Genomic DNA, 22,833 nt, shown 5'->3' on the forward strand with positions numbered 1-22,833 from the left:
AGAGCACGAAGCGGGAGAGAGAAGATACCTTTTATCATTAGGGCGGTTTCAATCGCCGTGTCGGTGTATTGAAACCCTCGACCTCTCTTGCCGTGATGGGTCATACATTTCCAGGCTTTCACCGCTGAATCGTCAATCCAAAAAGTAACCCCGCCACGCTGACAGAGTGCTTGGTTGTATGCTCTCCAGTTCGTGATTTTAGCTTTCGACTTACCCATTTTTGTATCCCAACAATCATTCTCAAAAGATCAGATCGTAAGGATGGAAAAAGGTTCAATCGATTTGGGCAACAACGCCTTGGAGAAGTGTAGCATTGATCTTAATATTGAAGTGATGGAATATGCGCGAAAATCAATAATAACGAGATTGCAATGATACCTTACAATCAGCTAGTAAAACTAGAGTCAGTTTTTTCTAAAGAGTTTGATATACAAAAAACTTCCAAGGGAGGTATTGTAAACTTGGAATGTATTGATATCCGTGATAATACTTTGACAGTTCTAATGTGTGGCTGCCCACTTTATTCTCACGATGGAGGGTTTATTACCCATAAAACCAGAAAAGGGATAGATGATAGCCGTGTAGCGGTTAAATGGCAGCACCAATTGCGTGCAGCAAAGAGATTAAGAGAGTTTTCTCAAGAGTTTGGTTATAGATTAAAATTTAAATATATATTTGCGGATAAAGGCGTTCTAGTACCAGATGGTTATGACCTAGATCAACTTGATGTAATATTAAATCACCATGAAATGCTTTACAGAGATAGCGTAAGCTTGTTTATTGGTAGTAAGAGTGACAGTGTGGATTTCACCACATATAGAGAAATTGAGCGCAATAACTCATCTTCTATCGTAAGCATGTGCCCAGATTATATACAGTATAACCAAAGCTCACAAGAAACATTAGGTGAGTCAAGGTTTAATCTAAAAACCCCAGAGAAAATGAAAGAAATCGAAGAAACATTAAAATTATTTATCGATCTGGGTATTGCGAATAGTGATGATTTTTATCATGAAGGACGCGTTAGGCGTCGTATCATGGAGAAAATTACGTCTTTATCTAAATTTTCAGGAACTGATGCAGCATTGGGGATCTTGAAGCAATACCAAATCCTACATCATTACAATGCTGAAGAATACAAAGGTTCACTTTTCCCATATTTTGAAAGAGTGCCTTATTTATTGTTGAATATGAATATTTTTAATAAAAGGTCGCAACAAGCATTGGCCTCTAGAATAGAAATACTATGCAATTGATGGGGTAGGTGAAGCGCAGTCTATTGAGACTATTTATGTTTAGCGTAAAATATGGTTATAAGATTAGATTACTATGTTGAAAGAAAATGCAAAAGAAACCTTAAAGGAAGATGTTTTCAATAAGTGGGTTTTGGATCTTGATTCTCAGTTACAAGAGCCAATGTATAATAAAGATGCTTTTGAGAGGCTTATGTCAACAGCATATAAGCAAGGGCTTCCCGTTATTATGCTTTGCGTTGGATGTATGAATTGGAAACCATCTGATGAAGATGGAGAGTTTTATATAGATAAAATGAATCCTGATTACATCCGTCTTAAAAGAGCAGCTAAAAGGATTTCCTCATTTCAAAAGTCGTTATCTACGTTCGGTGTGAACTCAAAATGTTTTATAAATCTTTCTAGAACTCAGCCGACAATTGAAACAAGCATCGGGATTGATGGGAAAAAAGTACGTATTCAAGGGAATGAAACAATAGACGAACTGGCTGATGAGGCCCAAGATATATTTTCCAAGCTAATTGGTGATTATGGTGGTAGTTCAGAGTGTATCAATGACTTTGAAGTGATTTCTTCAGTATATAAGAATATAAATTTATCAGAACTACAAGAAAGAATTACGTTTAGCGATGAAGAGATATCGACTGAAAGTTTCGATAAGGGGTTGTATCGAGCTATAACAACAATCCTGCCTCAGCATGTGCGCTCTATACTAAGTAATAAAGGAATTGTACCAGCTGGAATCTTATGGGTGGACTTGATGTCTCCAGCCGCTGGCTGGCATCGAGACCAATTACATGAGAGTTTGGCTATAGGTTCCCCTGATATCCCAGCAGTAATTATATCTAAGAATTCTGGGAAATGGTGGGCTAGAGGGGATAGTGAGAAGGCGTTCCCTACTAAGCTGTCTATTTTGGCCGAAGAACTGAAATTAAAAGTTCCTCCTTCTTCAGTACCTACTAATAGAGGCATCTTGAGGAAGTCTGGTTATAAATCCTTATTGTGTTTCCTTGATAGATACCACGTCCCATATGACTCGATAAAAAAGGAAAATAAGCAGGCTCTGATTGATTTCATCTATGAAGTTTCTGAGTGATATGCTGATGAATTATTTAATACCGTTCTTACTTACTTGAGGCTAAATCAGGTTAACCCTAGCGTTATTTATAATGTTTAGTCGCTGACTTTAAACAGGCAACCCCAAAAAAGAATGTTAGGGATTGCCTGTTTGACTCTTTATCGCCTTTCCTTCACAAGCAAAAATACAAAATAGCTGCCTCCGATGATTGAGACGAGCACCCCTGCGGCGATTTGTGCGGGGTGCACGACTAACTGACCGACAATATCGGCGCTGGATAATAATAGTGCACCGAGTAAGGCGGAATACATAAGTTGTGGGGCGACTTTTCTAGCGCCGAGCATGACCGCGATATGAGGCGCAATTAGGCCGATAAAAGCTACGGGGCCCATGGTTGTGGTGACAAACGCTGACAATAACGCGACGATAAACAGCGCTATAACATAAGCAAACGAAACATTGAGGCCACGGCCGCGAGCAAACTCTCTGCCAGTGCCAATTAAAGTTAGCCATCGACAAATAAAGAGTGAAAGGGCAACAAGTACGCTCACGGATATCGTCAAATAAACCGCTGAGGTTTGGCTCACTCGGTAGGTGGAGCCCGCTAACCATTGTAGTAACACAAATTTTTCTTGGCCGACTCGGGTGAGCGAGAATTGTACTAGAGCCTCAAGCATAGCTGAGAGAGCAATACCTGAAAGTATTAGCATTGATGGAGCGAACTGATACTTTCGACCGATGGCGAGTAATAGTGCGAGGGCGACTAAACTGCCGATAATTGCAACCCATGGTGACAAGGTGTGGATTGAGCTACCAAATAACATACTACTAATGACCAGTGCTAGCGTCGCGCCTGCCGATACTCCTAAAATATCGGGGCTAGCAAGAGGGTTGTACACGAGTCTTTGTAAGATAGCGCCGGCTATGGCTAATCCAGCTCCGGCGCTAAGCGCTGTCATCAATCTTGGCCATTTGATAGACCAACTGAACTCATTGGGTATTTTCCAGATGATCCCACCCAGACTTGGCTGGGTAAATATAGTTACGGTAACCACGGTAACAAGCACAATACACAGTAGCAAAGGGGTAGCGATTGGCGCCAGCTTTTCTCTACCTTTTGGCAAGCTGAGTGACATGGTGTCTTGAGCCGATCGTTTGTCGCGTGCCAATAATATTAGTGCGGGAGCACCAAGGATGGCAGTGGCGGTGCCCGTCGGGATAACATCGAGAGAGAAAAAGCTCAACCCTACTGATAAAGCATCAGTGAGGGTGAGTAGAAGCGCGCCTAACAGTAGGCTAGCGACTAACTCATCTCTAGAGCGGGTGAACCCAAGGTAGCGCGCAATATTGGGCGCAATAAGCCCAATGAAACTGATTACACCTACCGCAGTGATAGCGGTGGATACTAGCCACACGCCAATTAGGCTTAACAATAAAAAAGCGGCCCCAACATTAAGGCCGCGAGCAGATGCGCCTGAACTGCCTAAACTCATCACGTTTAGAATTCTTGGCGCAAACAGAGGCAGAGCGATAGCGATGGCCAGCTTGGGTAGCAGCCAGTGAACCCAATGCCAACCATTCTGACTTAAGTCGCCGGCTCCCCAGATAAATAAGTTTTGCGCATATTTATCGTGTAACAGAATAATGGCCGTGGCAAAAGCGCCCAATAGTAAATTGACCGCCATACCAGCCAAGACGATAGGTAGGCCGCTGAGATTTCTCAGCCCGACAACAGCCAACACTAAGCCCATGGCGAGCAGTGCACCACCTAAAGCAAACCAGTGTGAATAGGCTCCGACCCACTGCGGAGCAGCGACGCTTAACGCGACTAATCCGAGCCAAGCGCCAGATGACGTGCCCAGCGTTAGCGGTGACATCATTCTATTTTGAGTTAATTGCTGAAACAGGCTGCCGACTAACCCTAACGCTCCACCGACACATAAGGCCATGAGCAAACGGGGCAGGCTGGCGTTAAGTAGTGTTGCCCATTCAAATGAGTTGTTCACATCCAGTTTGTGAGTGAGTGCTAATAGCGCAAGCTGATTCGGTGGTCCAAATTGACTTTGGGCTATGAATAGATTTAGGCCTGCTGCCAATATGCAGCAGATGAACAGTGCACTCCAACGTTTCATGCTTTACCCGCAAGTTTTAGTAAGCTGTGAGCGAGTGCCTCAGCGTTATATTGAATCGATAAAGCGCCGCCATAGCTCCAAGTCGAGGCTGCACTGGCCACGTGCCCATCTTTGACAAACGGCATCATATTCCAGATAACGGAACGTTTTAGCTGTGATTGTTGGGCAAAGGGCAAAAAGTAAACGCCGATACCGTGGCCGATATCTTTCAGTGACGTTAGGCGCTTTTGTGTCACACCCCATTGTGTCGTGGGTTGGGGCATCGCATTATTGAACCCGAGTTTTTGTAGCGCGTATTGTGGGATAGAATTATCTCCATACACGTAAACTGAGGTGGTGCTTGCAAAGCGAAATGCGGTGACTTTCGGGCGTTTTCCTGGGTAGGCGGCATCTAACTGGCTTCTTAACTTAGCCAGTTTTTGATCCATTTGAGTTAACTTTTTCTGCGCGACGTTTTTTTTGCCTAGGAGGTGTCCTATCTGCAAAAAGTTGTCGATGGCTGCCTGCACGTTGTTGTGTAGTTCGCTGTAGGTTTGGTAATACAAAACGGGTGCAATGTGTGAAAGCTGCGGGGCTAAATCTTGCTGGGTCGAACCGACTAAAATGACATCAGGTTTCAGCTCTGCCAAGAGTTCATAGTTTGGCTCGGAGCGTGTGCCAACATCCACTGTCCCGCTAGGTACGGTGGGTTTTACCACCCAATCTTGGTAGCCTTGAATGTCAGGCATGGCGACGGGTGTTACGCCGAGTTCTATGACTTGCTGCGCCAGTCCCCAGTCAAGTACCGCGATGCGAGTGGGGACTGCAGGCAGTGTTTTCGAGCCGTTGCTGTCGGCGACCGTATAAGCGGCATTCGCACTCATAGAAAAAAAGAGCGTTGAGCTGAGTAGTGTCAGCAGCACAAATGAGAGTCGCTTTAACATATGACGGCAACCTTATTATCTAGGGTAGGGTGATTGATGAGTTGGATTTCGGTGTCGTATAAGCCCGATAAAATAGAAGGCGTGAGTAACTCGTCACGGCCTCCGGAAAAAGCCACTTGCCCTTGTTTGAGTGCCAAAATATGATCGGCAAAGCGCAGTGTGAGATTGATATCGTGCAGAATCACAATCACGCCTTTACCTTGCTCTTGATTCAACTCGCGCAGCAACGCCATAAGGTGGTATTGATGTTGAACATCCAGCGCGGATGTCGGCTCGTCTAAAATCAGCAGAGGAGATTGCTGCGCAAGCAACATGGCGATCCAAGCTCTTTGTCTTTCTCCACCTGATAGCACTTCGGCGTTATGTTCGGCATAGCTTTCCATTTGAGTTGCCTGCATTGCTTGCTCAATAGCTAGGTGATCGGCAGGTTTCATTCGACCAAACGTTCCCAGCCATGGGAAACGGCCTAATTTGACTAACTCGCGTACAGAAAGGCCAGCGGCTTGAGGGAGGTGTTGAGGCAGGTAGGCGACTTGTTTGGCAAGCTCACGGCTAGATAAATGATGGATAGCGTTGCCATGCAAACGGATATCGCCACTATCAGGCTGAGCTTGCCCAGCAAGCAGGTTTACTAAAGTCGATTTGCCCGAACCATTGTGGCCAAGTATCACAGTTACTTTATCGGCGGGGATCGATAATGATTCAATATCGAGGATTGGTTTGCCATCGCGAACCACGAGTAGGTTTGAAACTTGATACATAATAGTTTATTGAACGGTCCCTGTTGATGGAGAAATGGCCCTGTTGCTTCCACTTAATGGAAAAAGCAGAGCCTTGTATTAAATGAGTGAGTTATAACGTTACACTGTCATGTTACAGTTCGTATTTCACATGCAGTTCAACTGAACGTTCAGCACCATACCAACAGTTGTTGCTGTTGTAGCAGGTGTAATATTCCTCATTAAACAGGTTGTTTATCATTAGGTTGGCAGAAGCGCCGTTGAGTGATTCACTTAAAAAGCCCAAATCATAACCGAGCGACATATCCACCACAGTGTACGCGGGCACTTTACCCTCGGTATTGTCGGCATTCATCTGCATGGTGCCAACGTAACGAGCGCCTGTACTGATGCGAGAGCCCGCTAGAGTGCCTTCGTAGACGTTATAGTTACTCCATATCGCGGCGGTGTGAGTGGGTACATAAATTGGTGTGGTGCCTTCCAAGCCAGCTGTGGCGTCTTTGTTGATTTTCATATCGGTATAGGTGTAGCTAGGAGCGATATCTAGGTTGTCGGTGACATACCAGCGGCCTTGTAACTCAAGCCCTTGTGAAGTAACTTCGCCGACTTGCAGCTTTTTGTTAACGTTGTCAGGGTCATTAACCAGAGTGTCATTTTTTACTATATGGAAAAGAGACATAGATGCCTGTTTTGAACGATCGGGAGCTTCGTATTTCAGCCCAAGCTCTAACTGTTGACTGGTTTCTGGTTTGAAGGTGTTGTTATTTGCGTCTCGACCAGCGGCAGGTTCAAAACCAGTAGCGTAACTGAGATAAGGGGCTAAACCATTGTCAAAGTTATAGAGTGCTCCGATACGATAGGTGAAATCACTTTGGTCGGCAGAGTCCAATGTTGGGGAACTGCCATTTAATTGGGATAAGTCGCTAGATTTATAGTGATCAAAGCGTCCTCCAGCAAGTAGCACCCAATTCTCAAATCGCACTTGATCTTGGAAATAGGTGCCAATTTGATCGAGTTCAATATCGTGGGTTTGGGGAGCCCATGATTTTGGAGTAAGATTGCTTGGGTTCAGTATATTGTTGTTTGGATCGAATATATTGAAATCATTCCAACCTGCATCGGACGTTGTATATTCTGTGTAGGTGGAATTACCATCCATACTCTGATAATCAAACCCTACCAATAAGTTATGTTGCCAATTACCCGTAGTCACCAAACCGGAAAATTGGTTATCGATAGCGAAGGCGGTCATGCTTTCATCGGTGCTGTATATATTTCTGCTTAACGTTTTGTTGTCTGCCGTTGAAAGGCCCGTGTTGTAAGTATTGCGTTGGTGCAGTGTACCGTCGGTATAACGAGCATTTTGTAAAAATGACCAGTTGTCGTTGAATTGATGATCGATTTTATAGCCAACCATCAACATTTTACGCTGGAAGCTATTCCAGTTGACGTCTCCCGCGAAAGTTGATGGAGAGGTGGAGCCATTAGGGTTGCTAATAAACATGCCAGAGGCGGGCAGTGAAGAGTTAATCCCCATTGCCGGATCATTTTGATAATACAGGTTAAAGTTAACTAAGGTGCGATCCGATACTTGCCAGTTTAGCGAGGGCGCGATGAGGTAGCGCTCTTCAGTGGCGTCATTGACTTGGCTATCTTGCTTACGAATAAGGGAAATAAATCGATAAGAGAAGTTGCTATCGCCGATTTGGCCAGTGCTATCAATCGACGCCTGCTTCAGGTTACGTGACCCAGTCGCGACATCCACTTTGGTACTTTTCTCAAGTTTCGGCGTTTTAGCAATCATGTTAACCATACCACCCGGTGGCATTGCACCGTAGAGCACGGAAGTTGGCCCTTTAAAGACTTCAACCTGCTGAATCGCAATTGGGTCGATCTGCGGTTGTAAATTCCAGCCCGTTAGGTTTTGCAGAACCAATCCATCGTAATAACTCTTATCTAGCTCGAAACCGCGGATTCTAAAGGTATCATACATGGTAACTGACGCGCCTTTGGTCTCAGTGATCACGCCGGGCACATAACGAAGTGCTTGGTTGAGTGATTGAACTTCTCGGTGTTCAAGCTGGTCTTGGTCAACAACTGAAATACCTTGTGGCGTTTCTTCTGGCGCGAGTGCGGTTTTAGTCGCTGTACTGCGGTAGGTTTTCCCATAAACCGTGATCTTGTCTGCTGGGTCTGCTTGTTCGTTTGTCGTAGTGGTCTGGGTATTTGTATCGTGTTGGTCAGCCAATACAGGGGCTGCAAGTAGGGCTAAAAGTGAAGACGCGATAGCGGTGCGCTTCATGCCAAATGGGATATCCATGCTTTCCTCAGTTATTAATAGTTTTGCTAATGATAATTAGTATCATTTGCATTCTACTTATATCGATATTGGAAACTTAACAATTTGGTGCACCAAGCGTATTTTTATCAATATGGGTAGCTGGTTGGTTAACGATTCATCAATAAATTAGGGTGATGAAATAAAGAAGGTTTGAACTATCGAGCTGCTCTGCGTATACAATCAGTGTTTCAGCTTGTTCATTCTTACAACACTATGTAATATATAAGATTTCTATTCCATTCCAGGTAACAATATGCGCCAGTCTCTGCGAGAAAAAATGATAAAAATATGCAATAAGAAAATTGAGCAAAAAGGGGCTAATGTCGGCGTTTCTTTTTACGCATTTTTTGCCAATAAAAATAATGACCCAGAGCTATTGATGGAAGCGGCTGCGTGGTGGATTCACAGCAATGAGCTTGACCATTTCGAGAAAGCGGAGAAAATCATCGCGCTGTTGGAAAGGGAAGTCGCTCCCGAAAAGTTTTGTGAGGTGAGTTGTGGTTGAATTTTCCTTTAGAAAAGTACTCGGTTGGAGTTGACCATAACATCAGTCACTTGTACTCATTAAACGGACCTTATCAACCATCAGGCCATCGTGAATGAAACCATTAATGAAATAACTTCGAATTAGGTTAAGATACTCTCCATTGTTGATAATTTCTGAGAATCCTTTTTTGAAGGTCTCTAGTTCTTTAATACAACTTTCAGTGAATATTACGTGAAAATCATCTACAAAAAGTGGTTTCGGCGCATAAGAAAAATGGCTAACAGGTCCTGAATAGTATTTATCAATTGTATTCATGCCTATCAACAATGGTAATACAAAAGTATCTATTCGATCTCGCGATATCATTGATATATTTTGCTTTAAAGTTGGGACGTATGTTACATTTTCAGTAATACCAGCCGTTGTTAGTGCCCGTTGAACAGCTCCGCCCCGTACTGTGCCAATACGATACTTTTGTAAATCTTCAGTGCTATTAAATTTTAACCCATCGGGAAATCTACTTTTCATGTAAAATAAGTGTACCCGTCCAATGTAAATCGGAATGTAGAACAAACGTTCACGGAAATTCTCACCAAACCAGCGAATTGTACCTATCGTGATACATGATTTCTTCTCAGATATAGCCCAATTAATACGAGCTAGAGGGTACATGCTGTAGTGAACGTCAACACCTTGATTTTCATATGATTTTCTCACTATATCTGTTAATAATCCATTTTCCTCTGAAAACAGCGGAGCCATGTCTACAGTTACAATCGTTAAACTTTGCTTCCCATATGCTGTAGATAAGAATAGAAACAAAAATATGTTAATTAACAATATCGTTTTCTTTTTCAATAGGTAAAACTCATACTTTTAGCAAAATTCGCATTGCGGGATTTAATGCTCTAAATGGATTTTTATTGATTCAGAACCTCGTATGAAAAACGAAAAATCTAACTCTGAAGTAGAACACCTAAACTCACAATCAAGTATAGTGCATAAAAGTACTAACACTGGCTCCGTTACAAAGTTGGCAATTTGAACCACCCTGATTAATATACGTAGTATCAAACCGTATCTCAAAGCCTTGCTCACTAACAACAATTTAGCTTACGATCAATTCTCTCATATACTGCTTTCTATAGATGCTTGGGCTTGCGCCGAATTTTTGCTTAAAGGTGCGGCTGAAGCTAATTTCAGATCCAAAGCCGAGCTCGACTGCGATATCAATGACACGCTCGGAGCTATTGACAAGACGTGTCGCCGCATGAGCTAACTTGAGTTCCCGTACATAAGTAGCGAGGGTGGTGCCAGTTTCCCGTTGAAATACTCGTTGTAACTGCCATCGCGACCAACCACTTTGTTTAGTCAGATCAGCAATAGATAAGGGCTTACACAAGTTGTGATGGATATAGCTCAACAAATGTTGTATTCGTTGTTTGTCCTGTACGGACTTATCTGAGTACTGTTCTTTATTTTTTTTAGTCGTCATAATTTCTATTGGGCCGAGAAAGGGCAACGAGTGCCCTTTAAAATTGTTACTAGAGCTATCAAATTGCTAAAAATTGCGTTTCATCTTGCTCGTCGGATTGTGCTGCTCGCGAGCGTTTGATACTTGTGTTGGAATATTTCCCAATTGGATTTTTCAATCTTCCGGCAAACTGTAAGCTCGATGCAGGATCAGCCAAGTCGACCATTTGTTGGTTGTTGGCAAGCTGCAAACGGTTGAGACAAGAGTGTGCAAAAGTGTCGGCGAACAAGTCATGTTGCGCGAACTTAGTTGCAAACTCAGGGTGTGCTGTTTGGTAGCGCTGGATACACTCAGAGACTAAGCGCCAGAATTCATTTTCGGGGAACTGACTATACTCAACTAAAATCGCGCTCATATAGCGGAAGAAGCAATCAAATACATCGGTGAGAATCGCAAGGGTTTCTTCAGTTTCAGGGACCTTAACGGCGATCCGTTGTACCTTTTCAGGTAGCTTGGCTGTGCTATTGAGTAAGCATATTTCTTCGCCGATGTCCTTCATAATGGCTCGAACGGGTACATGATTCTCAAATATTAAGATTAGATTTTCTCCGTGGGGCATAAACACTAATCCATGCTTGTAATAGCAATGCAGTAGGGGAGAAAGGTAGGCATCAAAATATTGCGTTAACCAGCTTTGAGTCGATAGGCCGGAGGCTTGAATCAAATTCACTAGCAAAGCGTCATTGTTTGGGTCGATATGAAGTAGTGAAGCCATGGTCATCAAACGCTGCTTGGGTTTGAGTAAAGGCAACGGGCTTTCTCGCCAAAGCGCCGCAAGCATTTTTTTATATGGATTATCTTTGAGGCTTGGGTGCTCGTAGTAGTCGTTGCGATAACCAACCGCTGCAATCTCTCTTAATACGATAAAGCCTTTATCTTGTAGGTACGTATCCTTGGTCACCAACTGATTTACCCAATCGTTAATGGCAGGTGTTGTACGCATGTAATACGCCGACAAACCTCGCATAAAGCCCATATTCAATACAGATAGAGCGGTTTTTACGTAGAACTTTGTTGGGTGACTCAAATTAAAAAAGGTGCGTATCGATTGCTGCGCTTGGTATTTATCGTCACTTTCGCCCAGAACGATAAGGTTGTTGGCTGCGATATCAGGCGCGAAAATATGCGCCAGTTTATTCAACCATTGCCAAGGGTGGACGGGAATTAATATATATTCATCAGGGTTGCCACCTTTGGTTTTGATTTTCTCGTTGAAAGCTTCTTGGCTGGTGATGTCTACTTCTTGGTTAATCCAAGTTTGATAGCTTATATCGTCGCAACATGTGAAATCGGCTTGGCTTTTGTGTGCAGCAAGCCAAATGAGCGCGATTGGCTGGCCTGATTCTGGTGCATAATCACGGAAATCTTGCGCATTGAAGCCGATACGCCCGTTGTTGGCGATAAACGCGGGATGGCCTTCACTCATCGCGGCCTCTACTTTCTGAAAATCGGCGCTGAGCAACTGCTCGGTATTCAGCCAAGGTTTTTCTTCTTTAAAGGCGGCAGAGTAGAGCGTGCTGGTGATTTCTTCTAGATACGTTGGCAGCAACTTTTCTGGAATCGCTAAGGTTTTGCTAAATTCAAGAATAAAGCTTACCGAGTCGAGTGTGGCAGGCTGGCCGTTATAGGTTTTGCAGATAGAATCTGCATCGATCAGCCAATGCTCCAATAGCAATGTTTGCGCCTTGAATTGATACACAGTGCCATCTGTATCGGCGGTAACTTGGTACATTTTCCATTGTTCTTGGTGACTCATATGGCCGTTAACTCGGATGTTCACTTCGCTAAGAATCAGTTCTGGGCGCAGTAGCCGTTCATGGCTGAGCTCAGCCAAACATTTTTTGATGTGCAGGCGGTTTACTTTTTTCCATGTCTCGGGTGTGATGGCAGAGATGGCTAACTCTGGAGACATCGGTTTATGGATGGAATAATTTTGCAGTTTGAGGGCTGTCTGGAATTGTGTCTCAGTACAAAATGCGAGGTTGGCGATCTTCTCTTTAAGCGTAATACGTTTGACGTGCTGAAATCCGGCGCGCTTATTGAGCGCATGTATTTTGTGGTTGCGATGATCTGGTTCCACCACGACGCGTTTAACCTGTGGCGTTTGAAACAGAAATAGCATCACAGCTTTAAAAATTGCAAAGGTAAAACCGGAGATCGGTGTCTCGGCTGGTGCAATGAGAATATGCATGCCGATATCACCATCTTCAGGTTGATAATGATTGCCAACTTCTTCATGTTTAGGGTCGTAGGTTTCGACTAGAAAGCTCGGCTGACCTTGAACAAGCCCGACGAATACCTCACCGACAGTGCTATCCATCAGATTTTTATAAAACTCGCCTACTTGCAGTGGGGAATAGTGGTGCATTCCCCAAAATTCGGCATAGCTCTGTGTTACCCATTGATGAATGTGAGGGATATGTTCGTCTTGCTTTAGCGCAACAAAGTGAATGTCGCCGATAGTGGCGTCTTGGGCAGTAAATAGTGGATTCATTGTGCCTCCTGCATATGAGAAATCGAAGATTGGGCGTTATTTTTAAACGCAAAAGAAAAGTAGCCAGCGGTAACGATTAAGCCTGCCATCGCTAAATAGAATGGAGCGACGAGCGAGTGACTATCGACGATGTATCCGACAGTGAAAGATGCGGCGATCAAGCCTATATTCTGGAAAAAGTACACCCGGGAAAAATCGCTTGCGTAGTGCGCGGGTGATGATTGAGAAAAGAGAAACACTTCCAATCGGACGGTCGCTTGAAACAGCCCCCAGCCAAAAATAATACGCCCGATGAATACCCACCATTCTTGCTGAGTACCTTGCAACATTATTCCGGCAATTCCGATAAATAGCGCCGCGAGAATGCTTTGTCGGTGGCTGCTATTTGAGTTGGCTCGGTGATTAATCCACAGCCCGACTAAAGCGACCCATCCGGGAATCGAGTATAGAAATCCTGAGACTATCTCGTTGTTGAGGTGTGAAATGGATTCCCAATAACGCGAGAAAAATGGTCGGATTAAAAAGACGCTAAAGTAAAACAGCATAGAAACTAAGCCGATATTTAAGACAAATTTTTTATGTGCTCGGCTAGGTTTGTCGCTGATGTCATTGTTGTCCGATACTGCTCTGAACGGAACTTTAAGCATGCTGATGATAAATACGCACACCAAGACTTGAATGACATCGCTGATTGGCATCACCAAATACACATCGCGGGGAGTAAAAAACTGCAAAATGATCCCGCCCAGCAAGGCCCCGCCAATTGCACCAAAGTGCATCAGAACAGAGAACAAACTCACCATGCTCATGTGTTTATGTTTTTCTTCTAGACGAATTACAAAGGGATAGATCAATAAGTAACTGGCTTTAAAGACCAGCATCAACTGCGACAATAGCCAGAATTGGACCAAGGATTGGCTGTAATAGCAGGCGAGCCCAAGTGCGCCAGCTATCAACTGGGTGTAGACCCACAAGTGTAGCTCGTTGACTTTTTTAGCGACTTTCGCCCATATGGGGAATGCAAGCATGACGGTAAAGCAGCTGGCTGCGAGATAATAGCCTACGTGCTGAGCAGAATGCATATCGAATGTTTGCGCGAAAAACTGCGAATAAAATGGTAGCAGCATCGTATCGGCGACCACTGAAACTATGGTGAGTAGGATCAGTGAATACTTCAGGCTTTTCATAGTGTTTCCATTGCCTCTTCGCGAGTTTGTTCTTGTCCTTGTTGATGCTCTTGTAGATCAGCTGAATGGATTGGAGCAGAAAATTCTTGGAACGCGATACGTTTTTCGATGGGGTAGTGCTCTTTACCCGTTAGGTGTTTAATCAAGACTGAATTTCGGTAACAAGCCATACCGAGATCGGGCGTGACGAAGCCATGGGTGTGTAATTCAGCGTTCTGAACAAAAATCCGGCCGCTGTTTTCATTTGTTATCTGCTTATCTATTTTCTCATTTATTTTCTTATCTATGCTGTAGTGCCGACTGACATCAAATCGACCTTGTTCATCCCATTTGATGTGGTCGGCTATCCCTTCGAGAAAGCTCGGCAGCTGATAAGCGTAACCAGTGGCTAAAACGAGCCCTTCACTTTCCAATTCAAAATGATGCTCCTGCTCATTTTGTTGAAAGCCCAAGGTAAAGTGATTATCACAAGAGACTCGCTCAAGAGAGCTGTTGGTAAACAGGCGAGTATTCACTTCTCCAGACAAGCGCTTCACATACAATAAATCGTAAATCTCATTGATTAAGCTAGCATTGATGCCTTTATACAAATGTTTTTGCTGGCTGATCAGGGTATTACGTTTACTGGTCGGAAGGTGGTAGAAGTAATCGACGTATTCTGGCGAAGTCATCTCTAAAGTGAGCTTGCTGTATTCCAGAGGGAAAAAGCGAGGTGAGCGTGTTACCCAATTCAATTGATAATCGAGAGTGTCGATGTCTTGCAGCAAATCGTAGTATATTTCCGCCGCACTTTGCCCGCCGCCGACAATCGTAATGGATTGTTTTTTTTGTAGGTCTTTCTTATCAAAGAGGTAATTTGAGGTATGTGTGACTTTATCGGCGTATGGCTGACAAGTCTCCGGAATATATGGAGCAGGGCCGGTGCCCAGTACGAGTTTTCGGCAATAAAACTGGTCGTCGTTCTGTTCGGATAGATTTTTGGTGGTGACTTTATATGCGTCTTTGCTTTCATCATAACAAACGTGTGTGACTTGCTGTTGGAAGCGAACTTGGGGTAGTTGCGCGGCTGCCCATTGACAATATTGGTTATATTCTTTGCGCAGTAAGAAAAAATCTTCTCGGATATAGAAGGAGTAAAGCCTGCCCTGCTGTTTGATGTAATTTAAAAAGCTCAGTGGATGAGTAGGATCAGCGAGGGTAACCAAGTCCGACATAAAAGGGGTTTGTAGATGCGCCGATTCCAGCATCATGCCTGGATGCCAATCAAATTCTTGGTTTTTGTCTAAGAACAGAGCATTGACACCCTCTATGTTGCTGGTGAGTGCGGCAAGGCTTAAATTAAATGGGCCGACGCCAATGGCGATAAAATCATAGATAGGACTATTCATGGTGATTAAGCTTCCATACGTACAGGTTCTGAATGAGACTGAGAAGGTTGTGAGTAAGACTGAGAAGATTGTGGTGACACGCGTGAGGTAAAGTATTGGCGGCCAAAGCGCTTGATCAATACTCTAACTTCGTCGATGTCTTTGAGCGTGGTAGCGGGGTTGAGTAAGGTAAACTTTAAGTAGCGCTTACCTTGCACCTGCGTACTGGCAATGACCGCCTCACCGCTGCGGAAAATGGCTTTTCGGATGTGCTCGTTGGCTTTATTGATATGGTCGTCGCTTGCAGGTGTACTCGGCACAAAGCGAAAAATCAAGGTGCTTAATTCTGGCTGATGCAGCAGTTCAATATTAGGATCGTTCAAAAAGAACTGATGGGTACGTTTGGCTAAATCTATTGCGCTATCGAAGGCTTGGCCAATGTTATCAGCCCCCATGACTCTTAACGTTAGCCATAATTTGAGAGAGTCGAACCGACGCGTGGTTTGCAAACTTTTGTCGACGAGATTGGGTGTGCCTTCTTGCCGTTGGCTAAGTGGGTTTAGGTACTCAGCGTGATGAGTGATTAATGCCAATTTACGTCGGTCTTTTACGAAAAAGGCCCCACAACTCACGGGTTGGAAAAAGGATTTGTGATAATCAACCGTGACGGAATCTGCTTTGTGAATATTGGCCAATTTATCTCGATGTTTCTTAGAAACCAGTGTGCCTCCACCATAAGCGGCATCTGCGTGCATCCACACATTGTATTTCTTACACACTTCCGCGATACCGTCGATAGGGTCAATACTGCCAAAATCTGTTGTGCCTGTTGTGGCGACCACCATTAGAGGAATGAGCCCCTCGTTTAATGTTTCTACAACTGCTTTGGTTAGCGCGGCGACATCCATTTGAAAACAATCATTGCTAGATATGGAAATGACGGCTTGATAGCCAAGCCCCAGTAGAGCCGCCGATTTTTGAATACTAAAGTGGCTCAACTCTGAGGTGAAAATACGGAACTTATGGCTATAAGCTGGCAAGCCTTGTTCTCGGATATTATGTTGGCCAGATTGTGCGCAATAATTATCTCGGGCGAGCAGCAATGCCATGAGATTAGATTGAGTGCCGCCACTAGTGAATATCCCATCAGCCTTCTCGCTGTAGCCAATTTTCTCTGCCGTCCAATTGATCAGCTTTTGCTCAATCAGAGTACCGCCTGCACTTTGATCCCATGTATCAAGTGAGGAGTTAACGGAAGAAAGGATCTGCTCCGCAAGAATCGCAGGGTAGACAACTGGGCAGTTGAGATGCGCCATATATTTAGGGTGATGAAAATATATCGCATCTTTTAGGTACAGATTATCAACTTCTTCCAGCGCTTTATTGAGGGAACTCAATGGAGTATTAAGCTCAATGTGGTCAAAATTTTCTGCGAGCTCATTTGGCAAAATGCCAGTAAATGGCTGGTGAATATTTTGGATACGCTGGGTGATGAGCTTAGCCCCTAGCTTTAAACTTGCTTTGTATTCGGGGAGATTGTCTTGGTTGAACAAAAAGTCGCTTGGGTTGTTTGCTTCATGCTGAGAGCAGCAAATACGACGAAGTGAATCCGCACTGTTCATGGTGAGTCCTTTTATTTCGCTTATATCTGTATGGTTAATCTAATGAGATCAAAGACATAAATACTGCTAATGATTTGTTGATGCAAAACGGCATTATAATGAGAATCATTATCATTACAACTTTTATCTTTGTCATTAGGGTATATAGACGTTTACTTGGATAAAAATTGTCCTGTGAATTCAAACTGATTCTTGATGCTGGCGTGAGAGGTGGCTGAGAGAAGCATATTGGCTATGTAGGCTAGTTATTGGCAATGTAGGTTAGTTATTGGCAATGTAGGTTTATTGCCAATGTAGATTAGTTATTGCCAATGCAGATTGGTTGGTCTCGACTCTGCGCCGATTTAGACTAAATTTAGTAAAACGCTTCAAAGTCTCATAATTATGCTTTATTAACTCTAATTTGAGATTTACTGACATGTTAAGGGCGGTGACTGGCGGTATATTGGGTGCGTAAACAAGACATAAGGAAACTAAACAATGACCACGAATACTTTTGCACTAACCAGTAACGACATTCAAGAAGGGCACCCAATGGCGAAAACTTTCGCTTATTCAGATTGGGGTAGTGATGGAGATAACTTGTCTCCGCAATTGAGATGGCAAGGGGTACCTGAAGGCACAAAAAGCTTCGCGATCACTTGTTTTGATCCAGATGCCCCCACAGGAAGTGGTTTTTGGCACTGGGTTGCAACGGATATTCCAGAAAATGTTACCGAACTCACACGTGGGGAAGACATGATTAAGCTGGGCGCGAGAGAATTCCGTATTGACTATGGAACGGCCGGTTTTGGTGGTCCTTGCCCGCCCGTTGGACACGGTATGCATCGCTATCAGTTTACGGTTTGGGCGCTTCCAATTGAGAAGCTGGAAGTAGGGAATGATGCGTCACCGGCACTGGTTGGTTTTAACCTAAATAGCTTAGCGTTAGCAAAATCGACATTAACGGCTACTTACACTCGTTAGCATTTGACGTGTACCACTGTAGAGTAATTCACCTATTACAAGGCTGAATGTTATAGGACTAATCGGGGAGTTGAACGATGACCAATCTTTACCAAATTACTCATTTTAGAGCAGGTCTACTGCAAAAATTGAGAAATGTCAGAATTCACTCCCCAACGATTGTTCAAGTTCTCTCGGGCAGTAAAAAGTTGTTTTGGAACGAGAAAACGTCCTCTCTTTCGCCGTCCTCCTTGTTATTATGCGAGGCGTCTCTGTCTCTTAGTTTTGATAACCAGCCGGACAAAGGCCACTTTTCTTCTAGGATGTTTAGTCTATTTAGTCGGCCGAGTGAATCGATGCTCAGGCTTAGCTATCGTAATGAGGTCGAGCGTGATATTCCCGCCGTTAGGTTGGATAGCGCGCTGTCTAATACTTTGAACATATTGCAATCTTTAGAACTTTTAACCATGAGTGTTGAAACTCAGTCGTTCTATCTAATGGCTTTGTATCAGCAATTGGCCGAGAAGGGGGTATTGCATTGGTTATTTTCTAACGAAGAAGCGACATTTGGCCAAAAGTTGCGACATTATCTTTCCCAACATCCAGGTGCGGAACATTCTTTAATTTCGGTTGCTGAGCAGTTTGCAATGAGTAGAGCCACGTTCAGCCGTCGCTTGAAACAAGAAGGTTATCAATATAGGGAAGTGCTCGCGGAAATAAGGCTTAGCTACGCGTTAAGGCTTATGCAGCAAGGGAGTGCGAATGTTTCTATTTTATCTCATATGTGTGGTTACCAATCAGAGAGCCGCTTTTGCCAGAGGTTCAAAAGTAAATTTGGCGTGTCTCCTGCGCAATATATCAAAACGATTGGCCCAAGTGCGCCGTAAGTTAGCTTTCTTACACTCACCCATTCGTCTAATGAGTTCAGGCCACTCATCGCAAAAGTACACGTTGTTAATCTATAATCTAGTTAGGCCACGACCTACATGATGATAAGATCCCGTATTATGAGAAAAGAAAATTACTATAATTTTGATATACAAGGAAAAGTTTTTATAATGCAGGCGACTGATGTGTGGGACGTCACCATCTCTGAAATGTTTTGTCAGGACATCGCGTCAGAAACACGGCCCTTGATGGGCTCGCTATGGGGGATGGTGGTTGACTTGAGTCAGTGGGGGCTATGTGTACCCGAAGTGTGGGGGAATATCGATAATGCGCTCAGGCATCTTCAGGATAACAAGCTGATATGTCAGGCATTTATTGTAAACACTACGATACATAAAGACTTAATGAACAAGCACCAAACACGAGTAAAAGAGATAGAAGGACACGAACCCAAAAGTAAATTCGACTTCTTTGAAAATTATGAGGTGGCGATAGATTGGTGCAACCAAGAAATAGCTCACCATAAGTAACAGTTTTTTCCACAGTACCTTTCGCGCATCTAGCTCTAATAACTCTGACATTCTTTTTACTTGAATGAATTCAATTTGGTTATATTATGCTCTGATCTTGTCTTGTCTTTGATGGCAGGCTGTCAGTCATATTGAGGGTAGAACACTTGCGAAACCGATTGAATATATTATTACTCGTTGCATTCTTTATCGCCTATCACTTTTCTAATTTATATACCGCTACGGCTATCGTTGTTGGTGGAACGATATTATCAACGGCTATCATCTACTGTTGTAAGAGAAAGCTCGTCATCTCGGATTGGCTGACATTAGCCTCGGTTTTGGTTTTTGGCGGAATGACGTTATTCACACACAATACTGATTTCATCAAATGGAAGGTGACAGTTGCCCACTTTGCAATAGCTGTGGGAATGGCGGCGAATCTTATTTTTACCAAAACTCCAACCTTTAAACGCTTTATTGGCACTAAAGTCGATGCACCTGATTGGTTATGGAAAAAAGTCGATATATATTGGATAGCCTATAACCTGATCATGGCGATTGCCAACGTTTATATGCTGCGTACCTTCACAGATAGCCAGTGGGTGCAGTTTCATTTGTTTGGTGGGACCGGCATATTATTATTGGTTGTGCTAGTTCAGTTTCTTTATATCAAAAAATTGCTTAGGCAAGCTCGTCGGCTGGACTCTTACGAAGAACCTTCAGTTTAGCTGGTTTAACTGTGTTTTTTATCACAGGAATGATGTTAATTAGGGCGCTTATGAGCGCCCTAATTAATGTATGGTTAGCAAAAAGAGCAGTTACTTTCCATCCCAAGACTTAAGCGCATCGTGGCGCACTTGGTTTTTGCCAGCATTATTGAGCTTGAAATATCCCTGTGCCATACCACTTTCCCAGCCGCCATATGTCGGATTTGGTAGAACGATGTAGGTCAGGCCGTATTTGGCATGGTCGGTAGCAACATGCTCTCTACGTTCCTTATTTGACTGATGGATAACAGCGGAATCGAAATCGTCTAGGTTATCACCGGCCAACATGACGATTTTGTAGCCTTCCTTGGTAATTTTATCTCTTCTTGCTTGTTTATCTGAGGTGGTGGTTTTTAGTAATACGGTTTTATCATTGACTCCACTAAAACCAAGTGCATTCAAATTTTTCGCGGTTTCAGAGTAGCTCGCATGGGTTCGGTTGCTCACGTAGAACATGGTGCCCCCATGGGAATTAACGTAGTTTGCGAACGCGACAGCGCCCGGAACCGCGACTGCTTTACCTGCTTTTTCCCACTGGTGCCAAGTTTTAGACGAATAACCTTGATCATGTTTAATTCGCCATGCCGCGTAGGCACTATTGTCAATCATGGTTTCATCGAGATCGACGACCACGGCCAGTTTTTTATGTATGTTCTCTGGCGAAATCTTTAGGTTGTTGAATGATAGTCTAGCGGCATTAAAGGCTTGATAAGCAAGAGCTTGGTATTCGCCAGATTGTTGAACCCAGTCGACAGCGAGAAGCGCTTGGTTTTCTAACTGACTAGTAGATACCAGGCTTTCTTTCGCGGCTGCTTGCCACGAGGTAATCGTTAGTGCTGACGTTACGATCATCGCTAATATTTTTTTCTTCATCAAACAACTCCTAAATAAATTGATTGCTCCGGCCGGATAGCATCCATGTGTGGACTTATTCGCCAAAGCGGGTCATTTTTATCGAATAGCTCCAATTATCTCAAGCGGTATTACACTCTTATCATTTGAAGTGAGATTTATGTCTCAATGAAATTTATATCCCATAAGCAACTGGGTGGTTATCGCTTTCTCCTAGCCCTACGTGAAATATTGAGAATTATGGTCGGAAAGATTATTGCTGTATGTATTTTGCTCAGCCGAACGGCAATCTGAATTTTATTTTTGACTTACTGCAAGTTATTACGTACTGCTCGATAAGCGTTAGACGGTTCGCAGTATGGTAAGGCAAATTTCTGGTAATTGGATAGGTTAATATGATCGCCATAGAGAAAAATAAATTTTATACAGGGCAGGGTTGTGAACAATTTTCGGCGAGAATTGCCCATCAAACTCGAGTATTTCATCGGCATATAGAAGACTATCAGCCAACCCCTTTGGTTTCATTAGATCATCTAGCGAGCTTTCTTGGGGTTAAGGCTATTTTGGTTAAGGATGAATCGAAACGATTTGGTCTTAACGCGTTTAAAGTGTTAGGTGGTTCTTATGCTTTGGGTAAACATCTGGCGGAAAAACTGAATATTGAGGTGTCTGAATTGAACCTTAGTATAGTTGCAGATCAGTTGGGGGATCAGATGACGTTTGTCACGGCGACGGCGGGCAATCATGGCGTTGGAATTGCGTGGGCGGCGAAAAAAATGGGCCAGAAGGCCGTCGTTTACATGCCTAGAGGAAGCTCCGCCATCAGTGTAAGCCGTGTTAAAGCGCTTGGCGCAAACTGCATTGTCACCGACTGCAACTATGACGATACGGTAAGACTAGCGGGCCAAGCGGCAGAAAACAATGATTGGACGTTAGTACAGGATACAGCTTGGGAAGGCTATGAAGAAATTCCAACTTGGATATCACAGGGCTACACAACCATGGCGGATGAAGCGATTGAACAAGCTCAAAGACTTCCATTTGGTATGCCGACCCACGTTATTCTTCAAGCTGGAGTCGGAGCGATGGCCGGAGGGGTATTAGGATATTTGTCAGACAGGCTGGGTCCTCATGGTTTTCAATCGATTATTGCTGAGCCGAGCGCTGCAGATTGCTTATATCGCTCTAGCAAAAATGAGCTGGGTGACACTGTCACAGTTGGTGGGGAACTAAACTCACTCATGGCTGGTTTAGCATGTGGCGAACCAAACCCAGTGACTTGGCCGATTTTGAAACAATGCAGCAATTATTTCGCGTCGGTAGATGATGAGATTGCAGAACTGGGAATGCGAGTGTTGGGCAGGCCACTCGATACCGATGATAAAATTATTAGTGGTGAATCTGGAGCAATGCCTGCAGGATTGCTCTATCAATTATGCGGAGATGAGGCGCACAATGAAATCCGTCAAGAGCTTGGGCTGAATGAAGACTCTATTGTAATGCTATTTAGCACTGAAGGTGACACCAATCCAGACCGATATCGCCAAATAATGAAGGAAGAAGAGCTTAAAGTGTGAGCGCTCTTAGGTTGTTACTACCTATATATCAACAACAACCTACACTTACATTAGCTGCGAATCCATACACACTTTGGACCTACCTTCCTACTGAGTACACCTGAAATCCGGTATATAGCCCCTTACCGCTTGTG

19 protein-coding genes and 1 pseudogene are annotated in these 22,833 nt (G+C 43.8%); 8 read left to right on the plus strand and 12 right to left on the minus strand.

Annotation, left to right across the window (positions count from 1 at the left end; all coding sequences use genetic code 11):
* A partial coding sequence (locus L4C34_RS09705; RefSeq protein WP_428787760.1) for a transposase occupies positions 1-218 on the minus strand: 218 nt, incomplete at its 3' end.
* Between the two features lie 153 nt (positions 219-371).
* Between L4C34_RS09705 and L4C34_RS09710 the strand changes: the two genes are divergently transcribed.
* Positions 372-1,256 (plus strand): hypothetical protein, encoded by an 885-nt coding sequence (locus L4C34_RS09710; protein ID WP_428789149.1) that lies wholly within the window; start codon positions 372-374, stop codon positions 1,254-1,256.
* 73 nt (positions 1,257-1,329) lie between these two features.
* Positions 1,330-2,349 (plus strand): hypothetical protein, encoded by a 1,020-nt coding sequence (locus L4C34_RS09715; protein ID WP_428789150.1) that lies wholly within the window; start codon positions 1,330-1,332, stop codon positions 2,347-2,349.
* Positions 2,350-2,489: 140 nt separating this feature from the next.
* On the opposite strand, the gene fhuB is transcribed toward L4C34_RS09715, so the two are convergent.
* The 4 genes from fhuB to L4C34_RS09735 all read right to left on the minus strand — a co-directional run bounded on the left by fhuB (position 2,490) and on the right by L4C34_RS09735 (position 8,446).
* On the minus strand, positions 2,490-4,463 hold the full coding sequence (gene fhuB / locus L4C34_RS09720; protein WP_428789151.1) for a Fe(3+)-hydroxamate ABC transporter permease FhuB: 1,974 nt from the start codon (positions 4,461-4,463) through the stop codon (positions 2,490-2,492).
* A complete protein-coding gene (locus L4C34_RS09725; RefSeq protein WP_428789152.1) occupies positions 4,460-5,386 on the minus strand; it encodes an iron-siderophore ABC transporter substrate-binding protein in 927 nt (308 codons plus the stop codon). Before L4C34_RS09725 ends, fhuB begins: the two co-directional genes overlap by 4 nt.
* Positions 5,380-6,147 carry an ABC transporter ATP-binding protein gene (locus L4C34_RS09730; RefSeq protein ID WP_428789153.1) on the minus strand — a complete coding sequence of 256 codons (768 nt, stop codon included), beginning with the start codon at positions 6,145-6,147 and terminating at the stop codon, positions 5,380-5,382. The genes L4C34_RS09725 and L4C34_RS09730 overlap by 7 nt, the downstream gene beginning before the upstream one ends.
* Positions 6,148-6,259: 112 nt before the next feature.
* On the minus strand, positions 6,260-8,446 hold the full coding sequence (locus L4C34_RS09735) for a TonB-dependent siderophore receptor (protein ID WP_428789154.1): 2,187 nt from the start codon (positions 8,444-8,446) through the stop codon (positions 6,260-6,262).
* A gap of 274 nt (positions 8,447-8,720) precedes the next feature.
* Between L4C34_RS09735 and L4C34_RS09740 the strand changes: the two genes are divergently transcribed.
* On the plus strand, positions 8,721-8,972 hold the full coding sequence (locus L4C34_RS09740) for a DUF6500 family protein (protein ID WP_428789155.1): 252 nt from the start codon (positions 8,721-8,723) through the stop codon (positions 8,970-8,972).
* A 42-nt stretch (positions 8,973-9,014) separates the two neighbouring features.
* Here L4C34_RS09740 and L4C34_RS09745 read toward each other — a convergent pair whose 3' ends face one another.
* From L4C34_RS09745 to L4C34_RS09770, 6 genes and pseudogenes are all read right to left on the minus strand, one after another.
* Entirely contained in the window at positions 9,015-9,812 is a 798-nt protein-coding gene (locus L4C34_RS09745) for a substrate-binding periplasmic protein (RefSeq protein WP_428789156.1), read from the minus strand.
* Between the two features lie 280 nt (positions 9,813-10,092).
* A pseudogene (locus L4C34_RS09750) lies at positions 10,093-10,449 on the minus strand (helix-turn-helix domain-containing protein); the annotation flags it as partial.
* A 58-nt stretch (positions 10,450-10,507) separates the two neighbouring features.
* Entirely contained in the window at positions 10,508-12,982 is a 2,475-nt protein-coding gene (locus tag L4C34_RS09755; RefSeq protein ID WP_428789157.1) for a GNAT family N-acetyltransferase, read from the minus strand.
* Positions 12,979-14,169, minus strand: a complete 1,191-nt coding sequence (locus L4C34_RS09760; RefSeq protein WP_428789158.1) for an MFS transporter — start codon at positions 14,167-14,169, stop codon at positions 12,979-12,981. Before L4C34_RS09760 ends, L4C34_RS09755 begins: the two co-directional genes overlap by 4 nt.
* The gene (locus L4C34_RS09765; protein ID WP_428789159.1) at positions 14,166-15,557 is read right to left on the minus strand and encodes a lysine N(6)-hydroxylase/L-ornithine N(5)-oxygenase family protein; all 1,392 of its coding nucleotides are present in this window, start codon (positions 15,555-15,557) and stop codon (positions 14,166-14,168) included. Before L4C34_RS09765 ends, L4C34_RS09760 begins: the two co-directional genes overlap by 4 nt.
* Before the next feature lie 5 nt (positions 15,558-15,562).
* Complete coding sequence (locus tag L4C34_RS09770; protein ID WP_428789160.1) at positions 15,563-17,158, minus strand: pyridoxal phosphate-dependent decarboxylase family protein; 1,596 nt, start codon at positions 17,156-17,158, stop codon at positions 15,563-15,565.
* A gap of 480 nt (positions 17,159-17,638) precedes the next feature.
* On the opposite strand from L4C34_RS09770, the gene L4C34_RS09775 reads away from it, so the two are divergent.
* From L4C34_RS09775 to L4C34_RS09790, 4 genes are all read left to right on the plus strand, one after another.
* Positions 17,639-18,124: a YbhB/YbcL family Raf kinase inhibitor-like protein gene (locus tag L4C34_RS09775; protein WP_428789161.1), complete on the plus strand. Its 486-nt coding sequence runs from the start codon at positions 17,639-17,641 to the stop codon at positions 18,122-18,124.
* Between the two features lie 77 nt (positions 18,125-18,201).
* Positions 18,202-18,990, plus strand: a complete 789-nt coding sequence (locus L4C34_RS09780; RefSeq protein ID WP_428789162.1) for a helix-turn-helix transcriptional regulator — start codon at positions 18,202-18,204, stop codon at positions 18,988-18,990.
* 120 nt (positions 18,991-19,110) lie between these two features.
* Complete coding sequence (locus L4C34_RS09785) at positions 19,111-19,521, plus strand: hypothetical protein (protein WP_428789163.1); 411 nt, start codon at positions 19,111-19,113, stop codon at positions 19,519-19,521.
* Between the two features lie 158 nt (positions 19,522-19,679).
* On the plus strand, positions 19,680-20,231 hold the full coding sequence (locus tag L4C34_RS09790) for an inner membrane-spanning protein YciB (protein ID WP_428789164.1): 552 nt from the start codon (positions 19,680-19,682) through the stop codon (positions 20,229-20,231).
* 90 nt (positions 20,232-20,321) lie between these two features.
* Here the strand turns inward: L4C34_RS09790 and L4C34_RS09795 are convergent, their stop codons facing one another.
* Positions 20,322-21,143 (minus strand): 5'-nucleotidase, lipoprotein e(P4) family, encoded by an 822-nt coding sequence (locus tag L4C34_RS09795; RefSeq protein ID WP_428789165.1) that lies wholly within the window; start codon positions 21,141-21,143, stop codon positions 20,322-20,324.
* A 374-nt stretch (positions 21,144-21,517) separates the two neighbouring features.
* Between L4C34_RS09795 and L4C34_RS09800 the strand changes: the two genes are divergently transcribed.
* Complete coding sequence (locus L4C34_RS09800; protein ID WP_428789166.1) at positions 21,518-22,699, plus strand: diaminopropionate ammonia-lyase; 1,182 nt, start codon at positions 21,518-21,520, stop codon at positions 22,697-22,699.
* Positions 22,700-22,833: the final 134 nt, after the last annotated feature.

The sequence above is a fragment of the Vibrio profundum genome (genome assembly GCF_050337555.1).
Classification (GTDB): domain Bacteria; phylum Pseudomonadota; class Gammaproteobacteria; order Enterobacterales; family Vibrionaceae; genus Vibrio; species Vibrio profundum.

Bases quoted from the DNA above. Each gene is read 5' to 3' on its own strand.
- L4C34_RS09785 (WP_428789163.1), top strand. From the start codon at position 19,111: ATGAGAAAAGAAAATTACTATAATTTTGATATACAAGGAAAAGTTTTT.
- L4C34_RS09795 (WP_428789165.1), bottom strand. From the start codon at position 21,143: ATGAAGAAAAAAATATTAGCGATGATCGTAACGTCAGCACTAACGATT.
- L4C34_RS09740 (WP_428789155.1), top strand. From the start codon at position 8,721: ATGCGCCAGTCTCTGCGAGAAAAAATGATAAAAATATGCAATAAGAAA.
- L4C34_RS09775 (WP_428789161.1), top strand. From the start codon at position 17,639: ATGACCACGAATACTTTTGCACTAACCAGTAACGACATTCAAGAAGGG.
- L4C34_RS09735 (WP_428789154.1), bottom strand. From the start codon at position 8,446: ATGGATATCCCATTTGGCATGAAGCGCACCGCTATCGCGTCTTCACTT.
- L4C34_RS09715 (WP_428789150.1), top strand. From the start codon at position 1,330: ATGTTGAAAGAAAATGCAAAAGAAACCTTAAAGGAAGATGTTTTCAAT.
- L4C34_RS09755 (WP_428789157.1), bottom strand. From the start codon at position 12,982: ATGAATCCACTATTTACTGCCCAAGACGCCACTATCGGCGACATTCAC.
- L4C34_RS09730 (WP_428789153.1), bottom strand. From the start codon at position 6,147: ATGTATCAAGTTTCAAACCTACTCGTGGTTCGCGATGGCAAACCAATC.
- L4C34_RS09760 (WP_428789158.1), bottom strand. From the start codon at position 14,169: ATGAAAAGCCTGAAGTATTCACTGATCCTACTCACCATAGTTTCAGTG.
- L4C34_RS09800 (WP_428789166.1), top strand. From the start codon at position 21,518: ATGATCGCCATAGAGAAAAATAAATTTTATACAGGGCAGGGTTGTGAA.
- fhuB (WP_428789151.1), bottom strand. From the start codon at position 4,463: ATGAAACGTTGGAGTGCACTGTTCATCTGCTGCATATTGGCAGCAGGC.
- L4C34_RS09725 (WP_428789152.1), bottom strand. From the start codon at position 5,386: ATGTTAAAGCGACTCTCATTTGTGCTGCTGACACTACTCAGCTCAACG.
- L4C34_RS09710 (WP_428789149.1), top strand. From the start codon at position 372: ATGATACCTTACAATCAGCTAGTAAAACTAGAGTCAGTTTTTTCTAAA.
- L4C34_RS09780 (WP_428789162.1), top strand. From the start codon at position 18,202: ATGACCAATCTTTACCAAATTACTCATTTTAGAGCAGGTCTACTGCAA.
- L4C34_RS09765 (WP_428789159.1), bottom strand. From the start codon at position 15,557: ATGAATAGTCCTATCTATGATTTTATCGCCATTGGCGTCGGCCCATTT.
- L4C34_RS09770 (WP_428789160.1), bottom strand. From the start codon at position 17,158: ATGAACAGTGCGGATTCACTTCGTCGTATTTGCTGCTCTCAGCATGAA.